At 63.6% G+C, this 18,790-nt stretch carries 27 protein-coding genes; 26 read left to right on the forward strand and 1 reads right to left on the reverse strand.

The window, feature by feature from the left end:
* The 26 genes from rpsC to IE113_RS10335 all read left to right on the forward strand — a co-directional run bounded on the left by rpsC (nucleotide 1) and on the right by IE113_RS10335 (nucleotide 17,689).
* Complete coding sequence (gene rpsC, locus IE113_RS10210) at nucleotides 1–696, forward strand: 30S ribosomal protein S3 (RefSeq protein ID WP_189541068.1); 696 nt, start codon at nucleotides 1–3, stop codon at nucleotides 694–696.
* A 21-nt stretch (nucleotides 697–717) separates the two neighbouring features.
* Nucleotides 718–1,152, forward strand: a complete 435-nt coding sequence (rplP, locus tag IE113_RS10215; RefSeq protein ID WP_189541070.1) for a 50S ribosomal protein L16 — start codon at nucleotides 718–720, stop codon at nucleotides 1,150–1,152.
* Nucleotides 1,152–1,358 (forward strand): 50S ribosomal protein L29, encoded by a 207-nt coding sequence (rpmC, locus tag IE113_RS10220; protein ID WP_189541072.1) that lies wholly within the window; start codon nucleotides 1,152–1,154, stop codon nucleotides 1,356–1,358. Before rplP ends, rpmC begins: the two co-directional genes overlap by 1 nt.
* Before the next feature lie 10 nt (nucleotides 1,359–1,368).
* Nucleotides 1,369–1,638, forward strand: a complete 270-nt coding sequence (gene rpsQ, locus IE113_RS10225; protein WP_189541073.1) for a 30S ribosomal protein S17 — start codon at nucleotides 1,369–1,371, stop codon at nucleotides 1,636–1,638.
* 64 nt (nucleotides 1,639–1,702) lie between these two features.
* Nucleotides 1,703–2,071: a 50S ribosomal protein L14 gene (rplN, locus tag IE113_RS10230; protein WP_189541075.1), complete on the forward strand. Its 369-nt coding sequence runs from the start codon at nucleotides 1,703–1,705 to the stop codon at nucleotides 2,069–2,071.
* The gene (gene rplX, locus IE113_RS10235) at nucleotides 2,071–2,391 is read left to right on the forward strand and encodes a 50S ribosomal protein L24 (protein ID WP_189541077.1); all 321 of its coding nucleotides are present in this window, start codon (nucleotides 2,071–2,073) and stop codon (nucleotides 2,389–2,391) included. Before rplN ends, rplX begins: the two co-directional genes overlap by 1 nt.
* Nucleotides 2,384–2,965, forward strand: a complete 582-nt coding sequence (gene rplE / locus IE113_RS10240; protein WP_189541079.1) for a 50S ribosomal protein L5 — start codon at nucleotides 2,384–2,386, stop codon at nucleotides 2,963–2,965. The genes rplX and rplE overlap by 8 nt, the downstream gene beginning before the upstream one ends.
* A gap of 30 nt (nucleotides 2,966–2,995) precedes the next feature.
* Nucleotides 2,996–3,301, forward strand: coding sequence for a 30S ribosomal protein S14 (rpsN, locus tag IE113_RS10245; protein WP_189541081.1), 306 nt, complete (start codon nucleotides 2,996–2,998; stop codon nucleotides 3,299–3,301).
* 10 nt (nucleotides 3,302–3,311) lie between these two features.
* Entirely contained in the window at nucleotides 3,312–3,707 is a 396-nt protein-coding gene (gene rpsH / locus IE113_RS10250) for a 30S ribosomal protein S8 (RefSeq protein ID WP_189541083.1), read from the forward strand.
* Nucleotides 3,707–4,240, forward strand: coding sequence for a 50S ribosomal protein L6 (rplF, locus tag IE113_RS10255; RefSeq protein ID WP_189541086.1), 534 nt, complete (start codon nucleotides 3,707–3,709; stop codon nucleotides 4,238–4,240). Before rpsH ends, rplF begins: the two co-directional genes overlap by 1 nt.
* A complete protein-coding gene (rplR, locus tag IE113_RS10260; RefSeq protein ID WP_189541088.1) occupies nucleotides 4,240–4,590 on the forward strand; it encodes a 50S ribosomal protein L18 in 351 nt (116 codons plus the stop codon). The genes rplF and rplR overlap by 1 nt, the downstream gene beginning before the upstream one ends.
* A 2-nt stretch (nucleotides 4,591–4,592) precedes the next feature.
* Nucleotides 4,593–5,318 (forward strand): 30S ribosomal protein S5, encoded by a 726-nt coding sequence (gene rpsE / locus IE113_RS10265; RefSeq protein ID WP_189541090.1) that lies wholly within the window; start codon nucleotides 4,593–4,595, stop codon nucleotides 5,316–5,318.
* Between the two features lie 5 nt (nucleotides 5,319–5,323).
* Nucleotides 5,324–5,500: a 50S ribosomal protein L30 gene (gene rpmD, locus IE113_RS10270; protein ID WP_189541092.1), complete on the forward strand. Its 177-nt coding sequence runs from the start codon at nucleotides 5,324–5,326 to the stop codon at nucleotides 5,498–5,500.
* A 96-nt stretch (nucleotides 5,501–5,596) separates the two neighbouring features.
* Complete coding sequence (locus tag IE113_RS10275; protein ID WP_189541094.1) at nucleotides 5,597–6,727, forward strand: acyltransferase family protein; 1,131 nt, start codon at nucleotides 5,597–5,599, stop codon at nucleotides 6,725–6,727.
* Nucleotides 6,703–7,827 (forward strand): acyltransferase family protein, encoded by a 1,125-nt coding sequence (locus tag IE113_RS10280; protein WP_189541096.1) that lies wholly within the window; start codon nucleotides 6,703–6,705, stop codon nucleotides 7,825–7,827. The genes IE113_RS10275 and IE113_RS10280 overlap by 25 nt, the downstream gene beginning before the upstream one ends.
* A 91-nt stretch (nucleotides 7,828–7,918) precedes the next feature.
* Complete coding sequence (gene rplO / locus IE113_RS10285; protein WP_189541098.1) at nucleotides 7,919–8,395, forward strand: 50S ribosomal protein L15; 477 nt, start codon at nucleotides 7,919–7,921, stop codon at nucleotides 8,393–8,395.
* 192 nt (nucleotides 8,396–8,587) lie between these two features.
* Nucleotides 8,588–9,955: a preprotein translocase subunit SecY gene (gene secY, locus IE113_RS10290; RefSeq protein WP_189541100.1), complete on the forward strand. Its 1,368-nt coding sequence runs from the start codon at nucleotides 8,588–8,590 to the stop codon at nucleotides 9,953–9,955.
* 40 nt (nucleotides 9,956–9,995) lie between these two features.
* Complete coding sequence (locus IE113_RS10295; RefSeq protein WP_189541103.1) at nucleotides 9,996–10,643, forward strand: adenylate kinase; 648 nt, start codon at nucleotides 9,996–9,998, stop codon at nucleotides 10,641–10,643.
* 74 nt (nucleotides 10,644–10,717) lie between these two features.
* Entirely contained in the window at nucleotides 10,718–11,266 is a 549-nt protein-coding gene (locus tag IE113_RS10300; protein ID WP_229822272.1) for an ATPase, read from the forward strand.
* A 258-nt stretch (nucleotides 11,267–11,524) separates the two neighbouring features.
* Nucleotides 11,525–11,893 carry a 30S ribosomal protein S13 gene (gene rpsM / locus IE113_RS10305; protein ID WP_088307822.1) on the forward strand — a complete coding sequence of 123 codons (369 nt, stop codon included), beginning with the start codon at nucleotides 11,525–11,527 and terminating at the stop codon, nucleotides 11,891–11,893.
* A gap of 58 nt (nucleotides 11,894–11,951) precedes the next feature.
* On the forward strand, nucleotides 11,952–12,341 hold the full coding sequence (gene rpsK / locus IE113_RS10310; protein ID WP_088307824.1) for a 30S ribosomal protein S11: 390 nt from the start codon (nucleotides 11,952–11,954) through the stop codon (nucleotides 12,339–12,341).
* Nucleotides 12,342–12,447: 106 nt separating this feature from the next.
* Entirely contained in the window at nucleotides 12,448–13,506 is a 1,059-nt protein-coding gene (locus IE113_RS10315) for a DNA-directed RNA polymerase subunit alpha (RefSeq protein ID WP_189541107.1), read from the forward strand.
* 116 nt (nucleotides 13,507–13,622) lie between these two features.
* Nucleotides 13,623–14,033: a 50S ribosomal protein L17 gene (gene rplQ / locus IE113_RS10320; protein ID WP_189541109.1), complete on the forward strand. Its 411-nt coding sequence runs from the start codon at nucleotides 13,623–13,625 to the stop codon at nucleotides 14,031–14,033.
* 105 nt (nucleotides 14,034–14,138) lie between these two features.
* Entirely contained in the window at nucleotides 14,139–16,334 is a 2,196-nt protein-coding gene (locus IE113_RS10325; RefSeq protein WP_189541111.1) for a prolyl oligopeptidase family serine peptidase, read from the forward strand.
* A gap of 128 nt (nucleotides 16,335–16,462) precedes the next feature.
* Entirely contained in the window at nucleotides 16,463–17,047 is a 585-nt protein-coding gene (locus IE113_RS10330; RefSeq protein WP_189541113.1) for a hypothetical protein, read from the forward strand.
* Nucleotides 17,048–17,167: 120 nt separating this feature from the next.
* Nucleotides 17,168–17,689 carry a hypothetical protein gene (locus IE113_RS10335; RefSeq protein WP_189541115.1) on the forward strand — a complete coding sequence of 174 codons (522 nt, stop codon included), beginning with the start codon at nucleotides 17,168–17,170 and terminating at the stop codon, nucleotides 17,687–17,689.
* Nucleotides 17,690–17,749: 60 nt separating this feature from the next.
* Here IE113_RS10335 and IE113_RS10340 read toward each other — a convergent pair whose 3' ends face one another.
* Complete coding sequence (locus tag IE113_RS10340) at nucleotides 17,750–18,688, reverse strand: alpha/beta hydrolase (RefSeq protein ID WP_189541118.1); 939 nt, start codon at nucleotides 18,686–18,688, stop codon at nucleotides 17,750–17,752.
* Nucleotides 18,689–18,790: the final 102 nt, after the last annotated feature.

Genomic DNA, 18,790 nt, shown 5'->3' on the forward strand with positions numbered 1-18,790 from the left:
ATGGGTCACAAGAGCAACCCGATCGGTCTGCGTCTCCAGATCAACCGCACCTGGGACAGCCGCTGGTACGCCGAAGGCAAGAACTATGCGTCGATGCTTGAGGAAGACCTCAAGATGCGCAAGTTCATCATGGAAACGCTGCCGCAGGCCGCAATTTCCAAGGTGGTGATCGAGCGTCCGGCCAAGCTCTGCCGCGTGTCGATTTATGCCGCCCGTCCGGGCGTCATCATCGGCAAGAAGGGCGCGGACATCGAAAAGCTGCGCTCGCAGCTCGCGAAGATGACCAGCAGCGACGTCAAGCTGAACATCGTTGAAATCCGCAAGCCGGAAATCGACGCCAAGCTCGTTGCCCAGGGCATTGCCGACCAGCTGATCCGCCGCGTGGCGTTCCGCCGGGCGATGAAGCGCGCCGTGCAGTCGGCCCTGCGCCTTGGTGCCGAAGGCATCAAGATCACGTGCGGTGGCCGTCTGGGTGGTGCTGAAATCGCCCGCGTCGAATGGTACCGCGAAGGCCGTGTGCCGCTGCACACTCTGCGCGCGAACATCGACTACGCCGAAGCCGAAGCACTGACCGCCTATGGGATCATCGGCATCAAGTGCTGGATCTTCAAGGGTGAAATCCTTGGCCACGATCCGATGGCGCAGGACCGGCTGATGATGGAGGCTCAAACCTCCGGCGTCCGCCCGGCACGCTGAGCTTAAGGTAGAGTAAGCACCATGCTGCAACCGAAAAAGACCAAGTTCCGCAAGGCCTTCAAGGGCCGGATCAAGGGCGACGCCAAGGGTGGCACCGATCTGAACTTCGGTTCCTATGGCCTCAAGGCCCTGGAGCCGGAGCGGATCACCGCCCGTCAGATCGAAGCGGCTCGCCGCGCGATCACCCGTCACATCAAGCGCCAGGGTCGTCTCTGGATCCGCGTCTTCCCGGACGTGCCGGTTTCGAAGAAGCCTGCCGAAGTCCGTCAGGGTAAGGGCAAGGGTTCGATCGAATACTGGGCTGCCCGCGTGAAGCCGGGTCGCATCCTGTTCGAACTGGATGGCGTCGCCGGTCCGCTGGCCGCTGAAGCGTTCAGCCGCGCAGCGATGAAGCTGCCGATCAAGACCAAGGTCGTGGCCCGTCTGGGCGACACCTCGCACCTGGGAGCCGAATGATGGCCAGCAAGATTCAAGACCTGCGCGTCAAGAGCGACGATCAGCTGTCGGCGGACCTCGCTGAACTGAAGCGCGAGGCGTTCAACCTCCGCTTCCAGGCGGCGACCAACCAGCTGGAACGCCCGGCGCGCATCAAGAAAGTGCGCCGCGACATCGCCCGCATCAAAACGCTGCAGACTGAGCGTTCTCAGTCGGCCAAGGCGTAAGGAGAATACGATGCCCAAGCGTATCCTGATCGGGACCGTCGTCTCCGACAAGACCGACAAGACCGTCGTGGTCAAGGTCGAGCGCAAGGTGAAGCACCCGCTTTACGGGAAGATCATCCGTCGCTCGAAGAAGTACCACGCGCATGACGAAGACAACGCCTTCAAGGTTGGCGAAACGGTGCGGATCGAGGAAACTCGCCCGCTCTCGAAGCTGAAGACCTGGAAGGTGATCGAGCGCGTCACCGCCGGCAAGACTGCCGCCGTTGAAGCCGACGTCTAAGTCAGACGAGCAATTTGGAACTGCCGGACTGGTTCCGGCAAGCCAGTGAGAAGGAACCGGATCAATGATCCAGATGCAATCCCAGCTCGACGTCGCGGACAACAGCGGCGCCAAGCGCGTCCAGTGCATCAAGGTACTGGGCGGGTCGAAGCGCCGCACCGCCGGCGTTGGCGACATCATCGTGGTGTCGGTGAAGGAAGCCCAGCCGCGCACCCGCGTGAAGAAGGGCGACGTTCACCGCGCGGTGATCGTGCGTACCCGCAAGGACGTCCGTCGTGCCGACGGCAGCGTCATTCGCTTTGACAGCAATGCGGCCGTGCTCATCAACAAGAACGAAGAGCCCATCGGCACCCGTATCTTCGGCCCTGTGGTCCGCGAACTGCGCGGCAAGGGCTTCATGAAGATCATCAGCCTTGCTCCGGAGGTGCTGTAATGGCCGCCGCTAAGATCAAGAAGGGCGACAACGTCGTCGTGCGTTCGGGCAAGGACAAGGGCCGCACCGGCACTGTTCTGCAGGTCCTGCCGCAGGAAGAAAAGGTTGTCGTTTCGGGCGTGAACGTCGCTGCCCGTCATCGCAAGCCGACCCAGCAGAACCCGCAGGGTGGCATCGATCGCCGTGAGGCGCCGATGCACATTTCGAAGGTGAGCCTGGCCGACCCCAAGGACGGCAAGGCTACCCGCGTGCGGTTTGAAACCGTGGACGGCAAGAAGGTCCGCGTGGCCGTGAAGTCCGGGGAGAAGATCGATGGCTGACAAGTACGTGCCCCGGCTTCGCAAGAAGTATGACGACTCGATCGCCAAGGCGATGACCGAGAAGTTCGGCTACAAGAACCACATGGAAGTGCCCAAGATCGAGAAGATCACGATCAACATGGGCGTTGGCGAAGGCAGCCAGGACAAGAAGAAGGTCCAGACCGCCGCCGCCGAGATGGAACTGATTGCCGGCCAGAAGCCCGTCATCACCAAGGCGAAGAAGTCGATCGCGCAGTTCAAGCTGCGTGAAGGCATGCCGATCGGTTGCAAGGTCACCCTGCGCCGTGAACGCATGTACGAATTCCTCGACCGCCTCATCACCGTTGCCATGCCCCGCATCCGCGACTTCCGTGGGTTGAACCCGAAGTCGTTTGACGGTCGCGGCAACTACGCGATGGGTCTGAAGGAGCAGATCATCTTCCCGGAGATCAGCTACGACCAGATCGAGAAGGTGCGCGGGATGGACATCATCGTCACCACCACTGCGAAGACCGACGACGAAGCGCGCGAACTGCTGCGCCTGTTCGGTTTCCCGTTCCCGCAGGATGCCAGCGCTGAAGCGCAGGCCGCCTGAGCCTGAGATTGAGGAAGAGAGCTTAAGTCCATGGCGAAACTGAGTTCGATCAACAAGAACGAGCGCCGCAAGGCCCTCGTCAAGAAGTACGCAGCCAAGTACGCGAAGCTGAAGGCGATCGCCGACGACAAGTCGCTCGACGATACCGAACGCCTGATCGCGCGCCTGAAGCTGGCGGAAGTCCCGCGCAACGGCAACCCGACCCGGGTTCGCAACCGCTGCGCCACCACCGGCCGCCCGCGCGGCTACTATCGCAAGTTCGGCCTTTGCCGTGTTGAGCTGCGTGATCTTGCCAACAAGGGCATGATCCCCGGCGTCACCAAGTCGAGCTGGTAAGGATCAAGCGATGGCACTGACCGATCCCCTGGGTGATATGCTCACCCGTATCCGCAACGGCCAGCGTGCGAAGAAGGACTCTGTCCTGTCGCCGGCCTCGAAGCTGCGCGCAAGCGTGCTCGAAGTGTTGCAGCGTGAAGGCTATATTCGCGGTTTCTCGGAGGACGCTACCGGCGCCCATCCGCAGCTGCGCATCGAGCTGAAGTACTTCGAAGGCGAACCGGCTATCAAGCACGTCGCCCGCGTCTCCAAGCCTGGTCGCCGCGTCTACTCGGGTTCGAAGGAACTCCCGGTGGTCCGCAACGGCCTGGGCATCACCATCGTCTCGACGCCGCGCGGCGTGCTTTCGGATGCCGAAGCCCGCGCGCACAACGTCGGTGGCGAAGTGCTGGCGGAGGTGTTCTGATGAGCCGCATCGGTAAGAAGCCCGTTGCGATCCCCGGTGGTGTTACCGCCGCGATCGCTGACGGCGTGCTGACCGTGAAGGGTCCCAAGGGCACCCTCACGCTGGGTCTGCGCGACGAGATCAGCTACACCATCGAAGGCGATGTCATCGTGGTGAAGCCGGCCAATGACTCCAAGCAGGCTCGCGCCTTCTGGGGCATGCAGCGTACGCTGGTTGACAACCTGGTTACCGGCGTGACCGCCGGCTACACCAAGGTGCTGGAAATCACCGGTGTCGGCTACCGTGCCAACGCTCAGGGCAAGAACCTGAAGCTGCTGCTCGGCTACAGCCATGACGTCGATTTTGTCGTGCCGGAAGGCATCGAGATCAAGACGCCGGACAACACCACGATCGAGATCTCCGGGATCGACAAGCAGAAGGTCGGCCAGGTTGCGGCCGAGATCCGCCGGTGGCGCAAGCCCGAGCCCTACAAGGGCAAGGGCATCAAGTACCGCGGCGAGTTCATCTTCCGCAAGGAAGGGAAGAAGAAGTAATGGCCAAGCTGTCTCTTTTCGAGCGCCGCCGTCGGCGCGTTCGCACCGCGCTCAAGGCGCGCGCTGGTGGCCGTCCGCGGCTTTCGGTGCACCGTTCGGGCCGTCACATCTATGCCCAGATCATCGACGACGCAGCTGGCCGTACGCTGGCTTCGGCTTCGACCCTGACCAAGGGCAGCAAGGGCCCCGGCGCCACGACCGAGGACGCTGCCAAGGTTGGCGCGGCCCTGGCCGAGGCCGCCAAGAAGGCGGGCGTGACCGCTGTCGTGTTCGATCGCGGCGGCTTCCTGTTCCATGGCCGCGTTAAGGCGCTGGCTGACGCTGCGCGTGAAGGCGGGCTGGAGTTCTGATGATGGCAGACGAAACCAACATTGAAGCCGAAGGCGTCGTCGCCGATGTGGCTGCCGCTGCCCCTGAGGGTGGCGAACGCGAAGGCGGCCGTGGTCGCGGTCGCGGCCGTGGTGGCAATGACCGTGGCGGTGAGCGTGGTGGCCGTGGCCGCCGTGACGACCGTCGTGGCCGTGGCGGTGACGAGGAAGGTGGCGAGGAGCTGATCGAAAAGCTCGTGCACATCAACCGCGTTTCCAAGACCGTGAAGGGCGGTAAGCGCTTCGGGTTCGCCGCTCTGGTCGTGGTCGGTGACGGCAAGGGCCGCGTTGGCTTCGGTCATGGCAAGGCGCGCGAAGTGCCGGAAGCCATCACCAAGGCAACCGCTTCTGCCAAGAAGAAGATGGTTCGCGTGCCGCTCAAGGACGGTCGGACCCTGCATCACGACGGCAAGGGCCGCTTTGGTGCCGGTAAGGTCAACGTCCGTTCGGCTCCGGCCGGGACCGGCATCATCGCCGGTGGTCCGATGCGCGCCGTGTTCGAAAGTCTGGGCGTCGCTGACGTGGTGACCAAGTCGGTCGGCACCAGCAACCCCTACAACATGATCCGCGCCACCTTTGACGCGCTGACCGACCAGACTTCGCCGAAGTCGGTTGCCCAGCGCCGTGGCAAGAAGGTCGCTGACCTTCTGGGTCGTGGCGGCGCCACCGCAGCGGAAGCCGAAGCTGCCGCTGACGCGATCACGGAGTAAGTCTCATGGCGAAGATCAAGATCAAGCAGATCGGTTCGCCGATCCGCCGGCCGGAAAGCCAGAAGAAGATCCTCATCGGCCTGGGCCTGGGCAAGATGAACCGCGTGGTGGAGTTGGAAGACACTGCCGAAGTGCGCGGCGCGATTGCCAAGCTGCCGCACATGGTTGCCGTGATCGACTAAGCTTTCGGCCTCGGCTGAAAATGAAGGGGCTTCGGAGCGATCCGGAGCCCTTTTCCTTTGCCCAATGTTAACCATGCCGACATAGGCAGACAGGCAATGCGTTTGTTGGGGGCCGACCGGGTGGAGCTGACGTCAGAACGTTTGAAACCAGCGGCGGCGCCCCGGTTGACGCTGATTGACGGATTGCGCGGCTTCGCGGCCGTGGCGGTGCTGTTTTACCATTACATGCACTTCGCCATGATCGGCACCGATCATGAACGCTATTTCGAGTACCTCGACTATCAGCCAGCCCGCGCTGCGTTCGCGATCCTGTATGATTGGGGGTTTTACGCCGTCCAGTTGTTCTGGATGATTTCCGGCTTCGTGTTTGCCGCCGTGTACTTCGGGAGAGAAGCGACCACGCGCGAATTCGTGGTGAACCGCTTTGCCCGGCTCTATCCGCTACATTTCCTGACTTTGCTGGTCGTTGCTGTGCTGCAGTTTGTCGCTTTGAGCCGCGTCGGGCACACGCTGTTGTACGACAATTACGATTGGTGGCACTTCTTCCTGCAGTTGTTCCTGGCTTCCGATTGGCTGGTTGGTTCCGGGCAATCGTTCAATGGCCCGATCTGGTCGGTGTCGGTTGAAGTCGTGGTCTACGCGCTGTTCTGGGCCGGGCGGGGTGCGCTGCGGACATTCGGGGCGGGAGGATTGCTGGCGGTCATCGCGCTGTGCCTGTTGGGCAATCTGTGGTCGGAGATTTCGCGCATTCCCAATTGCGCGTACTATTTCTTCATCGGGACCGCGTTGTTCCGCTTGCACGCATGCCTGGATGCACGGCCTCCGGCGTGGCGGTCAGTTACCGCGCTGGCTTTCGCCATTCTGGGCTGGGCCGCGCTGGAGCAGGGGAGTGGTGCGGCGCGGGAGATCGTTGCGATTCCCGCCCTGTCCAGTGCAGCCCTTTTAGTGCTGGCCGCGCTCGAGGGTCGGGCTCCGCATGGCGTTCGCCGCGCGAGTGGATGGCTGGGGGACTGCACTTATGGCATCTACCTGTGGCACGTGCCGATGCAGTTGGCGCTGATGCTGGTGATCCTGCCCGATGGCCATCCGGCCGAGTTTACCGCGCAGGGCTGGTTTCTTCCGGTCTGGCTCTTGGCGGTGCTGATCGTTGCGCGGGTCAGTTTCGTGTGGTTCGAGCGGCCCATGCGGGAGCGTTTGCGCGCATGGGCAGAGCCGGGGCGCGGCTGATGGGCTGGTTGCGCCTGCTGCTCGCCGCGATCGTGCTGTTCGAGCATACCGGCGGACTGGGCGGATATGCGATGACCGGCGGGGCCATCGCCGTGCAGTGTTTCTTTATCATCTCCGGTTTCTACATGGGGCTGGTGCTCAACGAGCGCTATGATCGGCTGGCCTTGAACCGCGCGTTTTACGCCAATCGGCTCATTCGGATCTTCGCGATGTATTACCTGTTCCTGGCGTTGCACCTGACTGTCTTCGCGCTGGTGGAGTGGCAAGGGGGCGATTCGCCGCTGGGCATCTACGGTGATGACCGGATCGGGTTGGGCGAGCGGATCGCGCTGGGCTTGCTGAACGTTACCGCGGTTGGGCAGGAGCTGCCGTTGTGGTTGCGGATCGAGAATGGCGGTCTGGTCTGGACGAACCAGTTTCTCGGCAGCGGGGCGGGAGAGGTCATCAACTACATGATGATCCCGATGGCCTGGTCGCTGAGCCTTGAGCTGACCTTCTATGCCCTGGCTCCGTTCATTGCGCGCCGACCGGCGAGGGTCATTGCCGTGGTCATGGCCGCGTCGCTGCTGTTGCGAGCACTCGCGGCCTGGGGTGGGCTGACGGGGGATCCGTGGAGCTATCGGTTCTTTCCGTTTGAGCTGGCGCTGTTTCTTGCCGGGGTGCTGTCCTACAAGGCGTGGGCGTCTGATCGGTTGCTGTGGCAGGGCAAGGCCGCGCGGCTGCTTGCGGTCGCCGTGCCCTTGGCGATCCTGACGTGGCCGAGGTGGGCGGCGGGTGTGCCGGAAGATTCGTTCTTCACTTTGCCGCGCCTGGCCTTGCTTGCGCTGATTGCGGTGGGGCTGCCGGCCATTCATGGCTGGAGCCAGCACTCGAGTACCGACCGGGCAGTGGGAGAGCTGTCGTTCCCGGTCTATCTTGGTCATCTGCTCGTCTTTGCGATGCTGGGCGTTCTGCCGGTGTTCAAGGACAACGCCGATCTGCTGACACTGGCCACATTGCTGGTAACCTGCGCTCTGGCGTGGGTCGTGGTGCGGTTTGTCGATGTGCGGATCGAAGCCGTGCGGCGCGGGATTGCGGCGCGTGCCGGGGCGGTGAGCTGAGCGGCAATGCAAAAAGGGGTGACAACCTTGCGGCCTTCGCCTAAGGGCGCCGCTCCTATCAGCGCGACAAAAGCGAAAGCGAGTGCAACTTATGAAACTGAATGACATCCGTGACAATGCCGGTGCCCGCAAGGGCCGCATGCGCGTGGGCCGTGGTATCGGCTCCGGCAAGGGCAAGACCGCTGGCCGCGGCCAGAAGGGTGCGAAGGCGCGTTCGGGCGTTTCCGTGAATGGCTTCGAAGGCGGCCAGATGCCGCTGCACATGCGCATTCCGAAGCGCGGCTTCAACAACATCTTCGCCAAGGACTATGCCGAAGTGAACCTCGGCCTGATCCAGAAGGCGATCGAAGCGGGCAAGCTCGATGCCGGTTCGCCGATCGACCACGCGGCGCTGAAGGCTGCTGGCCTGGCGCGCGGCGGCAAGGACGGCGTGCGTCTGCTCGGCAAGGGCGAATTTTCGGTCAAGGCCAGCTTCGTGGTGGCCGGCGTGTCGAAGGGCGCGCGGGAAGCCGTGGAAAAGGCTGGCGGTTCGGTCGAAGTGCCGGCTGCCAAGGTCGCCGCAGAATAATCCGGATGTCCCTCGTCAACACGGGGGATTCCGATCAATTCGCGCAAGCGTGAAAGAGAGTCTCCGCCCCGGCGGGGACTCTTTTGCACAAGGGGGTTCTTGCATCCCGGCGCGCGCACTATATGGGCGTCTCGATAACACACGCGGTTAGCAGGGTAACACACCCGCGCCCCAGCAAGGCTTAGACGGTCGATGGCATCACGCGCCGACAATATCGCGAGCAACATGAGTCTCGCCAACTTCTCCAAGGCAACCGAACTGAAGAACCGCATCTGGTTCACGATCGGTGCCCTGATCGTGTTCCGTTTCCTTAGCTTCGTGCCGCTTCCCGGCGTGAACCCGCTGGTTCTGGAGACGCTGTACGATCAGACCCGTGGCGGGATCCTTGATCTGTTCAACACGTTCTCGGGCGGCAGCCTGGAACGTATGAGCCTGATCGCCCTGGGCGTCATGCCCTACATTACCGCGTCGATCGTGGTCCAGCTGGCCGCCGCACTCCACCCGGCGCTCGCCGCGCTGAAGAAAGAAGGCGAAAGTGGCCGCAAGAAGCTGAACCAGTACACCCGCTATGGCGCGGTGCTGCTGACGGCTGTGCAGGGCTGGTTCGTGGCTTCCGGCCTTGAAGCCTATGGTGCGTCGAGCGGGCTGCAGGCCGTGGTCAACCCCGGCCTGATGTTCAAGGTCGGCGCGGTCATCAGCCTGATCGGGGGCACGATGTTCCTGCTGTGGCTGGGCGAACAGATCACCAGCCGTGGCATTGGCAACGGCACGTCGCTGATCATCATGGCCGGGATCGTCGCGCAGATGCCGACGTTCATCGCCAACCTGTTCGAAGGCGGCCGCACCGGCGCCATCGGCGGCTTCACCATCGCGGCGCTGGTCCTGATGCTGGTGATCATGGTGCTGATGATCTGCTTCATGGAGCGCGCGACCCGCCGCCTGCTGATTCAGTATCCCAAGCGTGCCAGCCAGAAGGGCATGATGCAGGCGGACCGCAGTCACCTGCCGCTGAAGCTCAACACGTCGGGCGTGATCCCCCCGATCTTCGCCAGCTCGCTGCTGCTGCTGCCGCTGACCATCAGCCAGTTTGCCGGGAATTCCGTTTCGCCCGATACGGCGATGGGGTCGTTCATCATCAACCTCAACCAGTACCTGGCGCACGGCAAGCCGCTGTACATGCTGCTCTATGCCATCGGGATCATCTTCTTCTGCTTCTTCTACACCGCGGTTGTCTTCAACCCGGAAGAAACGTCGGAGAACCTGAAGCGCAACGGCGGGTTCATTCCGGGCATCCGTCCCGGCAAGAACACGGCCAACTATCTGGACTATGTGCTCACCCGCATCACGGTGATTGGCGCGATCTATCTCACGATCGTCTGCGTCGTGCCGGAATACTGGATTGCGCAGACCGGCATCAACATGATGTTCCTGGGCGGGACGAGCCTGCTGATCGTGGTGAACGTCACGGTCGACACGATCACGCAGATCCAGTCACACCTGCTGGCACACCAGTACGGCGATTTGATCAAGAAGGCGAAGCTGAAGGGCCGCATGCGCTGAGGCGCACTGCTGGACGCTGCAAACAGAGGGGACCGTCACAGTGAACATCATCCTGCTCGGACCGCCGGGAGCCGGCAAGGGCACCCAGGCCCAGCGACTGGTCGAAACGCACGGCATGCGCCAGCTTTCGACCGGTGACATGCTGCGCGCGGCGGTCAAGGCCGGCACGCCGGTCGGCCTTCAGGCCAAGGCGGTGATGGAGCGCGGGGAGCTCGTCTCGGACGAGATCGTCTCGGCGCTGATCGGTGACGAACTCGATGCGATGGGCGCTGGTGTCGGCGCGATCTTCGACGGGTATCCGCGAACGGCGGCCCAGGCTGAATCGCTGGATGCGATCCTGGCTTCGCGCGGGCGCAAGCTCGACCATGTGATCGAACTGGACGTTAACGAGGACGCCCTGGTTGAGCGCATCACCGGCCGCTTCACCTGCGCCAACTGCGGCAAGGGCTATCACGACAAGTTCGAACAGCCTCGCCAACTGGGTGTCTGCGACAAGTGCGGCAGCACCGAATTCAAGCGCCGTCCCGACGACAACGAGGAAACGGTTCGCACCCGCATGGCCGAGTATCGGGCCAAGACCGCGCCGATCCTGCCGATCTACGATGCGCGCGGCATCGTTACCCGGGTCAACGGCATGGCCGAAATGGATCACGTGACGGCTGCGATCGAACGCGTTATCGCCGGGTAATTCCCTGCCGGTTCCGGCAGGGTTCCAACCTTGGGGGCTGGCAAATGCGGAAACTCTCGATTGTTCTTGCGGCGTTGGCGCTGGGCGCCGTGCCCGCGCAGGCGGAAGTGAGCGGTCTGTCGGACAACGGGTTCGTCAGCCGGAACGAGGTTTCGGTTACGGCTGCGCCGCGTGAAGTCTGGCAGGAACTGGTCGCAGTGAACCGCTGGTGGTCGGGCGATCACACCTATTCGGGCGATGCCGCCAATCTCTACCTCGATCCCCAGGCGACCGGCTGTTTCTGCGAGAAGCTGCCGGTGCCCGAAGGTGCGCCATCCGGGCAGCGCATGGGCAGCATTGAGCATGCCCATATCGTCTATGCGGATCCCGTTCGCGGGGTGCTGAGGATGACCGGCGGTCTGGGGCCGCTTCAGGGTGAAGCCGTTCACGCAACCTTGACGATCACGCTCAAGCCGGGATCGGATGGTGGCACGACCGTGGTCTGGAACTACGTCGTCGGTGGTTACATGCGCATGAAGATGGCCGACATCGCACCGGTGGTCGATCGCGTTCTGGGCGAACAGGTGCAGCGCCTCGGCGCCCGGTTCGCTGACGGCAAGGAAGCCGCGGCGCCGGTGAACTGACGCTTGACCGCGCGGCGCCGAACTGTGGTTGACGGTCCGGGCAAGAAGGGCGGGGCAGGCCCTTGCTCCGCGCTGCATGTAGTCGGCGTTGACACTGGTCGCGAATCGCCCTAAGCGCGCCTCTCACTCGATAAAGGCGGGTCAGTCCGGCAAGCGTCAGCAATCGTGCGCGCCAACCGGGCTTTTTGCCGTTTAATCGCAGTGAAGCGTTGAGATAGGGGCGGCGTCCGTCGTTCCCTGTGGAGCATGGAGAACTAAGTGGCTCGTATTGCCGGGGTAAACATCCCCACCAACAAGCGCGTTATCATCGCGCTCACCTATATTCACGGTATTGGCGCGCACAAGGCGAAGCAGATCGCCGACAAGCTGGGTATCGATCACACCCGCCGGGTGCAGGATCTGTCGGACCAGGAAGTGCTGCACATCCGCGAAACGATCGATGCCGATCACACCGTTGAGGGTGACCTGCGTCGTGAAACCGCGATGAACATCAAGCGCCTGATGGACCTGGCCTGCTATCGCGGCCTGCGTCACCGCAAGGGCCTGCCGGTCCGCGGTCAGCGCACTCACACGAACGCCCGTACCCGCAAGGGCAAGGCCAAGCCCATCGCTGGCAAGAAGAAGTAAGTTTCAGTCTGTCTGACTGAATGCTTTCCCTTCTCCCGATACCTGACAGGAATTCCATATGGCACGCGAACCCCAGCGCATTAAGCGCCGCGAGCGGAAGAACATCACGAGCGGCATCGCCCACGTGAATGCCAGCTTCAACAATACCATGATCACCATCACCGATGCCCAGGGCAACGCCATCAGCTGGTCCTCGGCCGGCATGATGGGCTTCAAGGGCAGCCGCAAGTCGACCCCGTACGCCGCCCAGGTGGCTGCTGACGACGCCGGCAAGAAGGCCGCCGAGCACGGCGTGCGCACTCTCGAAGTCGAAGTGAAGGGCCCCGGTTCGGGCCGTGAAAGCGCCCTTCGTGCGCTGCAGGCTGTGGGCTTCACCATCACGTCGATCCGCGACGTGACGCCGATCCCGCACAACGGCGTGCGCCCGTCGAAGCGTCGCCGCGTCTGATCGAGTCCAACGCGGCGGTGCCATGCGCCGCCGCGCTTTCGGAACGGCCGCGGTCCCGCAAGGGGCAGCGGCCTTTCCCGCCAGAACAATACCCTAGGGGAAGTCTATGACTGTCAACATCAAGAACTGGCAGGAACTTAAGAAGCCCAACGCCCTCGAGGTGAAGCCGGGCCACGACCCCAAGCGGCGCGCCGTGTTCGTTGCGGAACCGCTCGAGCGCGGTTTCGGTCTGACCCTTGGCAACGCACTTCGTCGCGTGCTGCTCTCGTCGCTGCAGGGCGCCGCGATCACGTCGATCAAGATCGAGAACGTGCTGCACGAATTTTCGTCGTTGGCCGGTGTGCGCGAAGACGTGACCGACATCGTGCTGAACGTGAAGCAGATCGCTCTGCGCATGCAGGGCGAAGGCCCGAAGCGTCTGCAGCTGTCCGCGACCGGCCCCGGCGAAGTGACCGCCGGTGACATCGCCGTGACCGGCGACATCGAGGTCATGAATAAGGACCTCGTGATCTGCCACCTCGACGAAGGTGCGACGCTGAACATGGAACTGACCGCCGACACCGGCAAGGGCTATGTCCCGGCCGTGTCGAACCGTCCGGTCGATGCGCCGATCGGCCTGATCCCGGTCGATTCGCTGTATTCGCCGGTGCGCCAGGTTTCGTACAAGGTCGACAACGCCCGTATCGGCCAGGAACTGGACTACGACAAGCTGAGCCTGACCGTCGAAACCGACGGCACGGTGACCCCGGAAGATGCCGTGGCGTATGCCGCGCGCATCCTGCAGGACCAGCTGGCGCTGTTCGTCCACTTCGAAGATGCCCTGCCGGTGGGCGGTTCGCCGATGATCGGCGTTGCTGTTCCGGCCGCCGAAGAAGGCGATACCAACCAGCTCAACCGTTACCTGCTCAAGAAGGTCGACGAGCTGGAACTGTCGGTCCGTTCGGCCAACTGCCTCAAGAACGACAACATCATCTACATCGGCGACCTGGTCCAGAAGACCGAGGCCGAGATGCTCCGCACGCCGAACTTCGGCCGCAAGTCGCTCAACGAGATCAAGGAAGTCCTGAGCTCGATGGGTCTGCGCCTCGGCATGGACATCCCTGGCTGGCCGCCGGAAAACATCGAAGAAATGGCCAAGAAGCTCGAACAAGAGCTGCTCGGCTAAGCGATTGGGCGGGGCACCTGCGGGTGCCTCGTCGCATCACGGTACCGGCAGCTACCGCAAGTGCTGCCAGGATCGGGCTACCTCGCACGGGCCCCCTACGAACGAAGGAATGAATTATGCGTCATAAGCTTGGTGGGCGTAAGCTCAACCGCACCTCGTCGCACCGCAAGGCGATGTTCCGCAACATGGCGGCCGCGCTGATCAAGCACGAGCAGATCACCACGACCCTGCCCAAGGCCCGTGAACTGCGTCCCTATGTGGAAAAGCTGATCACGCTGGCGAAGCATGGTGGCCTGTCGAACCGCCGTCTGGCCCACACCCGCCTGTTGGACGATGCCCAGCTGGTGAAGCTGTTCGACGTTCTGGCTGCGCGCTACGCTGACCGCGCCGGTGGTTACACCCGCGTGATCAAGGCCGGCATCCGCGCTTCGGACGCGGCGCCGATGGCCGTGATCGAACTGGTTGACCGCGACACCTCGGCCAAGGGCCAGGATTCGGGTCCGGTGTTCACCGCCGACGACGAATAAGCGGATAACCGACGGGCACCCTGTGGTGTTCGTCGATCCACGGATTGAAAAAGCGGTCGCAGGCCTTAGCCCTGCGGCCGCTTTTTGCGTTTGGAGAGTTACTTGATGCACCGCGTGTCCAGCGCCCTGATCGGGGCCGCCCTGTTGTCCACTGCCGCCCATGTGTCAGCTGAATCCGTGCCAGCCCTGCAATATCCCGACACGCGCAAGCAGGATCTGGTTGAAACCCAGTTTGGCGAGGCGATTGCCGATCCCTATCGCTGGCTGGAAAACGATGTTCGCACCGACAAGGAAGTGGCCGATTGGGTGGAGCGTCAGAACGCGCTGACGCAGGCCTATCTCAAGACCTTGCCGCAGCGGGGCTGGTTCGCGCAGCGGATCAGGGCGCTGACCGATTACGAACGGTTCGGGTTGCCGCAGAAAGCCGGGAAGTCCTATTTCTACACCCGCAACAGCGGGCTGCAGAACCAGTCTCAGCTGTTCGTCCGGACGGGCCTGAACGGCGCGGCGCGCCTGCTGATCGATCCGAACACCTGGGCCAAGGACGGGGCGACCGCGCTGGACGCCTGGGTGCCATCGCATGACGGCAAGTTGCTGGCCTATTCGATCCAGGACGGCGGATCGGATTGGCGCACGATCAAGGTCATCGACGTCAAGACCGGCAAGGTGCTGAGCGATGAGATCAAGTGGGCGAAGTTCACGGGGATCGCGTGGGTTGGTAGCGAAGGGTTCCTCTATTCCCGCTTTCCGCAGCCGGGGCAGGAATTCCAGTCGCTGAACAAGAATCAGGCGATCTACTTCCACCGGATCGGCACGCCGCAGTCAGCGGATGAGCTGGTCTACGCTACGCCGGATCGACCGGAACTGGGCCACTTTGCCGATGTCACGGCCGACAACCGCTGGGTGGTGATTTCCACCTCGCGCGGGACCGATGCGAAGTATGAACTGCACGTTGTGCCGCTGGCCGGGCAGAAACTGCTGGGCGCGCGGGCTGCTGTTGCCAAAGGTGGCAAGCGCAGCTGGGCGGTGCATGCCCTGGTCCCGGGCCTGAACCACGAGTGGCGACTGGTCGAGGGGCTGGGCGACACGCTGTATTTCGCAACCAACAAGGATGCGCCGAAGCTGAAGGTGGTGAAAGTCGACCTTTCGGCCGCCCCCGCGTCCGATGGCGCCGGGTTCACCTTTTCGGAAGTCATTCCTGAGCGGGCGGAGACGTTGGACCGGGCGCAGATCGTCGGCAACCGGTTGATCCTGTCGTATCTCCGCGACGCGGCTTCGACGGCGGAAGTCGTTTCTCTGGATGGCAAGCCGGTGCGGCAAATCGTGCTGAATGCCATTGGCAAGGCCAGCGGGTTTACCGGTCGTCCCGGCGATCCGGAAACGTTTTACGCCTTCTCCAGCTTCAACCAGCCCAGCGCGATCTACCGGTTCGACAGCAACACCGGAGAGAGCACGCCGTTCGCTCTGCCGAAGCTGACCTTCGCGCCGGACAGTTACGCGGTTGAGCAGCGCTTCTATACCTCCAGGGATGGCACGCGCGTGCCGATGTTCATCGTGCGCAAGAAGGGGCTGGTCGATGCCAATCAGCCCGCGCCGACCCTGCTCTATGGCTATGGCGGGTTCGATGTTGCCCTGACGCCGTCCTTCTCGGCGGTGCGGATGGCCTGGCTGGAAGCGGGCGGGGTGTTCGCCATGGCCAACCTGCGCGGTGGCGGCGAATACGGCAAGGCCTGGCATGACGCCGGGCGACTGGCGAACAAGCAGAACGTGTTCGACGATTTCATCGCCGCCGGTGAATACCTGATCGCGCAAGGGATCACGCCCAAGGGTGGGCTGACCGTGCAGGGTGGTTCCAATGGCGGGCTGCTGGTGGGGGCAGTGGTCAACCAGCGGCCCGACCTGTTCGCGGCGGGCAATGCCGCCGTTGGCGTGATGGACATGCTGCGGTTCGACCGGTTCACCGCGGGCCGATACTGGGTCGACGATTATGGCTACCCCGGCAAGGAGGCCGACTTCCGCGTTCTGCGGGCCTATTCGCCGTATCACAACATCAAGGTGGGCGTGAATTACCCGGCCATGCTGGTCACCACCGCAGATACGGACGACCGCGTGGTGCCGGGGCATTCGTTCAAGTACATTGCGGCGCTGCAGGCGGCCAAGGCGGGGACGAAGCCGCACCTGATCCGCATCGAAACCCGCGCGGGCCACGGTTCGGGCAAGCCGACGGACAAGGTGGTGGAAGAAGGGGCCGACATCCTGGCGTTTCTGGCGCAGTGGAGCGGCCTGTCCGTTCCCGAATAATCATTCATGAAAGTGGCGTGAAACCTGAACATTGGCTGTCGGGCCAGTTCAGGCTCACGCCACGGCCGAATCGGTAGAACATCCTCAACGCCGGGCTATCCCGCCCGGCCTGAAGCAGGATGAATGCCATGAAGACCATGTCCAAAGCACTTGTCGGCACCATCGCGGCGGGCGCGATGGCCGTGTCCTCGGCCGCTCCGGCCTTTGCCGACAGCCGCGACCATCGTGATCGCGATGGTGTCAGCGCGGGCGAGATCATTGCCGGCGCCCTGGTGATCGGCGGGATTGCCGCCGTGGCCGCATCGACCGGGCGGGGTGATCGCTATGACGATTATCGCCACGGCGGCTATCGCTATGGCCGCGCCGGATATGACCGCGATTACGGCTGGGGCGGCAGCCCGCGCCGGGCGATCGAACAGTGCGTCTATGCCACCGAACGCAATGCCAGCCGGTACAGCTATGGCCGGGCCGACGTGACCGACATTCGCCAGGTTCGCGAAACGCGCTTCGGCTATGAAGTGAAGGGCCGGATTGCCGTCAACAGCATGGGCCGCGGCTGGCGTGCGAGCGACGGCAATTATGGCCGGGGCTGGGGCTGGGACTACCGCGGGTGGAATGCCGGCCTGAGAGGCTATGACAGCGGCTCGTTCAAGTGCCGGGTCGAGCGGGGCCGGGTGGTCGATATCGACTACAGCGGCATTCGCGGGCTGTAATCCATCGCCATGCAGGGCGGTTCAGGCAGTGGAAAGCCTGAACCGCCTAGCTGCACTGTATTTATACGGACGGCCGTGAGTCCCTGGCATGGGCCGGGGTACCGTCGGAGGGTCTTGCACATGGGACGCAGGGTTTCACGTATTGCTGCCACGCTGGCGGCCGTTGCGACATTTTCAATCGCGGCCACGCCTGCTCTGGCGCGTGATCGCTGGGGCGGCGGGAACTGGGGTCGCCATTACCGGCATGACCGGGTCGATGCGGGTGACATCTTCGCGGGTGTGCTGATCATTGGCGCCATCGCCGCGATTGCCAGCGCGGCGAGCAAGGCGAAGAAGGAACAGCGCCCGGTCGAGCCGGAGCCGCGCTATCCTGACGATGGCTACCGGCCGGGCGGCAGCGGGAACTACGGTGCGGACGACCGACCGGAATGGCGCGAAGGCACCGGGATCGACAGTGCGGTCAACCGGTGCCGCGACGAAGTGTCGCGCGGTGATACGCGCATCGACTCGGTCGAGAGTGTCTCGCGCGAGGGCGATGGCTGGCGGGTTGAAGGCCGGGCCACCGGCGGCAATACGTTCAGTTGCACGGTCGACGGCGATGGCCGCATCCGCAACGTCAACATCGGTGGCCGTGCCATCTGACCGGGTACTGGCGTAAAACAGCCGGGCCGCGCGCTGCGAGGCGTGCGGCCCGGCTTGTTGCTAAAGCATGCGGGCGATCGCGGAGAGCAGGTCGCGCGAATAGCTTTTCGCCAGGTGACTGTCCGGCACGGCGTTGAAGGCGTGGACCGCGCCGGGATAGCTGTGCAGTTCGACCGGCACGCCGGCTGCGGTCAGGCGGCGGGCATATTCCAGGTTTTCGTCCAGGAACAGGTCCAGGCTGCCGGTGCCGATCCAGGTGGGCGGCAGGCCGCGCAGGTCATCGGCGAGCGCGGGGGAGAACCAGCCCTTGCGCGCGTCGCTGGCCTCGTAATCGCCGCGCAGCGCCGCCCAGCCGAACACGTTCGACGGACGCGTCCAGACGAATTCTCCGGTCATGGGGTTGCGAAAGGGGCAATCCGGGCCGCCGGTGCGGTGATCGAGCATCGGATAGGTCAGGAACTGTCCGGCAAGCTTCGGCCCGGCGGTGTCACGCGCGATCAGCGCAGTGGCCGCAGCCAGACCGCCCCCGGCGCTTTCACCCGTGATCCCGATCCGGTCGGGATCGACGCCCAGCGCCTTGGCATTCCCCGCCAGCCAGTGCAGCGCGGCCAGGCAATCCTGCTGGGGGGCGGGGAAGGGATGCTCCGGCGCCAGCCGATATTCAACCGATGCCACTGGCATGCCCAGCGCCGCGGCCATCCCGGCCGGGCCATGCCGCATCGACCGCGCCGATCCGATGATCATGCCGCCGCCGTGAACGTGGAGCAGGGCCGGGCGGCTGGCCGTGCCGGGCGATGGATCATACCAGTAGATCTCCAGCGGACCGCCCGGTCCCTCGATCACCTTGACCTCCGGTCGCAGCGCCGGTTCGCCCAGAAAGGCGAAACGGGCTTCGGATTCGATGCGAATCTGCGGCAGTGCTTCCGTGGTGAAAGCGCGCGACGGCATCAGATCGAGCAGGGGCAGCAGCGAAGGGTCAACAAGATGGCGCGTGGTCATGGCATCATGGCTAACACAAGCGGGGGCAGGGACAAGCCCGCTGCGATCCAATCGGGGAAAGCGGGCGACAACCTGCTTTAACGCGGCGCGGCTAGCGCCTAT

Origin of the sequence: Novosphingobium arvoryzae (genome assembly GCF_014652615.1) — a bacterium.
Classification (GTDB): domain Bacteria; phylum Pseudomonadota; class Alphaproteobacteria; order Sphingomonadales; family Sphingomonadaceae; genus Novosphingobium; species Novosphingobium arvoryzae.